Annotated in this window: 1 pseudogene; it reads right to left on the reverse strand. The window is 49.8% G+C overall.

What is annotated here, in order from left to right:
* Positions 1-327: pseudogene (locus ACNQ0T_RS23475) on the reverse strand (type IV secretion system protein TraC); the annotation flags it as partial.

Below are 327 nucleotides of genomic sequence, written 5' to 3' on the forward strand. Positions count from 1 at the left end.
GCCTCATTCTGGGTTTTGACCAAATCTTCCACATACACCGTCATGCTGATGGCAAAGGGACATGCAACGGTGGATGCGGGGTCAAGCAAATTGCTAAGATTATCCCCCGCTTGCCACAAGGCAAACTGGGTCGGGTTTTTCTCCAGCATGTAGTTTAAAATGCGCGTTTTACTCTTTTGCCCTCGCGCGGTCGATAGTGTCTGATGAATGGCATCGGGTCGAATTTCCAACGTCAGAGAGCGGTCTGCACATTGCTCATTCAAGGATTCGTAAGGGTCAACCTCGGCACTCGGCAAGGCAATCTGGTCATGCTTAAAGTTACTGAGT

The sequence above is a fragment of the Enterobacter cloacae complex sp.6700776 genome, assembly GCF_048284255.1.
Taxonomy (GTDB): Bacteria; Pseudomonadota; Gammaproteobacteria; order Enterobacterales; family Enterobacteriaceae; genus Enterobacter; species Enterobacter intestinihominis.